At 50.6% G+C, this 1907-nt stretch carries 3 protein-coding genes, 1 tRNA gene and 1 pseudogene; 4 read left to right on the top strand and 1 reads right to left on the bottom strand.

Annotated elements, in window-relative coordinates:
• Both ACTHSP_RS20185 and coaD read left to right on the top strand, forming a co-directional pair.
• A pseudogene (locus ACTHSP_RS20185) lies at window positions 1–90 on the top strand (BAX inhibitor (BI)-1/YccA family protein); the annotation flags it as partial.
• A 107-nt stretch (window positions 91–197) separates the two neighbouring features.
• Window positions 198–710 (top strand): pantetheine-phosphate adenylyltransferase, encoded by a 513-nt coding sequence (coaD, locus tag ACTHSP_RS20180; RefSeq protein WP_049351625.1) that lies wholly within the window; start codon window positions 198–200, stop codon window positions 708–710.
• A gap of 47 nt (window positions 711–757) precedes the next feature.
• Here coaD and ACTHSP_RS20175 read toward each other — a convergent pair whose 3' ends face one another.
• Window positions 758–1318 (bottom strand): hypothetical protein, encoded by a 561-nt coding sequence (locus tag ACTHSP_RS20175; protein WP_049351626.1) that lies wholly within the window; start codon window positions 1316–1318, stop codon window positions 758–760.
• A 204-nt stretch (window positions 1319–1522) separates the two neighbouring features.
• On the opposite strand from ACTHSP_RS20175, the gene ACTHSP_RS20170 reads away from it, so the two are divergent.
• A tRNA-Phe gene (locus tag ACTHSP_RS20170) sits at window positions 1523–1598 on the top strand.
• A gap of 9 nt (window positions 1599–1607) precedes the next feature.
• Window positions 1608–1805, top strand: a complete 198-nt coding sequence (locus ACTHSP_RS20165) for a hypothetical protein (RefSeq protein ID WP_152333335.1) — start codon at window positions 1608–1610, stop codon at window positions 1803–1805.
• Window positions 1806–1907: the final 102 nt, after the last annotated feature.

The raw sequence follows: 1907 nt of genomic DNA, 5'->3' as shown, positions 1-1907 counted from the left end.
ATCAGCGCGGCGCTGACCATCTTCATCTCCATCTACAACATTTTCAGCAGCCTCTTGAGAATCCTCATCTCTATTAGTGGTGACGACTGATAAAGCCGCAAAGGCCGTCTGAAATTTCAGACGGCCTTTTTGATTTTTGACATCACCGGCAAACTCCCCTATCCTGAACGCCACACAAATCCCATTCCCAACACAAAATGACCACGACCACTCTGCGCCGTGCCGTGTACGCAGGCAGCTTCGACCCTCCCACCCTCGGCCACCTGTGGATGATACAGGAAGCCCAATCCCTCTTTGACGAACTAATCGTCGCCATCGGCACCAATCCCGAAAAGCGCAGCACCTACACCATAGAAGAACGCCGCGCCATGCTCGATGCCATTACCCACCCCTTCCCCAACGTCCGCATCAGCGTGTTTGAAAACCGCTTTTTGGTCGATTACGCCCGCGAAGCCAACGCCAATTTCATCGTCCGCGGCATCCGTTCCTCCGCCGACTACGAATACGAACGCTCGATGCGCTACATCAACAGCGACATCGCCCCCGAAATTTCCACCATATTCCTGATGCCGCCGCGCGAAATAGCCGAAGTATCCTCCACCATGGTCAAAGGCTTGGTCGGTCCACAAGGCTGGCGCGACATGATAGGCCGCTACCTCCCCGATCCTGTCTATCAAAAAATCCTGCAAGACCACGAAACAAACACATAAAACAAAGGCCGTCTGAACATTTCAGACGGCCTTCCAATTTTCATTGATTATTTACGGGCAGACATCAACGCCTGCAGGTTTTGATTCAACGTTTCCATGTCCAACCAACCGGCGGCAATAAACAGCATCAAAATCACCGTACCCACGCACAACACGCCGATACCATACAACAGATAGCCCACCAAAACACGGCCTACCGTTGCATTTCCCATCCACATCAAACCGCGTACCTGCACCACAAAAACCCAAGCCTGCCACAGCAGCGCAAACGCAGCCAACGCCGGCACATACAACACCAGCAACAGCGGCAGCAGCAAAGCCTCAGACACCAAAATAAAGCCCCACAAAGGCAGTCGGGGCGCACCGTAATAATGCAGCACCTTGCGCATCGAGCGGCTCAACACCAACCATTTCACAATCACCAAAATCACCGACAGGCACACTGCCGCCGCGCCACTGCCAAACAAAGGCGACATGCTGGCCGCGTTTACCACGCCCAACAGCAGCAACACCGCCGCCATCACCAAAGGCGAATACAAATACGTCTCCGGCGAACGATAGCGCAAACGCAAAACATCCCACATATCACGAACAAACACATACAGCATGGCATAAATCCAAAGCAAAAAAGCCGATTGTATCTTAGGCCGTCTGAAAATCAAACCGGCAAACCTAAAAACCGCCAATTAAAACGAAAAATAATTCAATACAAAACAAAATCTTAATTTACCGCCTCAAAAATAAAGCCTACAAACGCTTGCACAAGGCAACGAAATTTGGTTTAATTCACATCTCGCAACGAAACACGCGAAGGCCAGATAGCTCAGTTGGTAGAGCAACGGATTGAAAATCCGTGTGTCGGCGGTTCGATTCCGCCTCTGGCCACCACCAACCGCCTTGAAGCGGTTACTTTTTTATCTATACGATTTGAACGTATGCTTTAAGCGCAAATCCCGTTCCAGACCATGCGTCCCGATTTCCACACAAGGCCGTCTGAAAAATTTCAGACGGCCGTTGTTTATGTTGGCATGGCATAAAAATCCGCTTTACCGCCCCATTCCGACAGAATACGGCACTTCCATCCAAACCGGCTGAAACCTTCGCAAACATACTGAATGACACCTTTGCAAAATCCCCCCAAAATCCCCTAAATTCCCACCAAGACATTTAGGAGATTTCTCATGAGCACCTTCTTCC

It is taken from the genome of Neisseria sp. P0001.S005, from assembly GCF_051963715.1.
Note: the sequence above shows the minus strand (reverse complement) of the source record. Positions and strands in the feature narration are given on the sequence as shown.

Coding starts and splice junctions, on each gene's coding strand:
- coaD (WP_049351625.1), top strand. CDS start 198: ATGACCACGACCACTCTGCGCCGTGCCGTGTACGCAGGCAGCTTCGAC.
- ACTHSP_RS20175 (WP_049351626.1), bottom strand. CDS start 1,318: ATGCTGTATGTGTTTGTTCGTGATATGTGGGATGTTTTGCGTTTGCGC.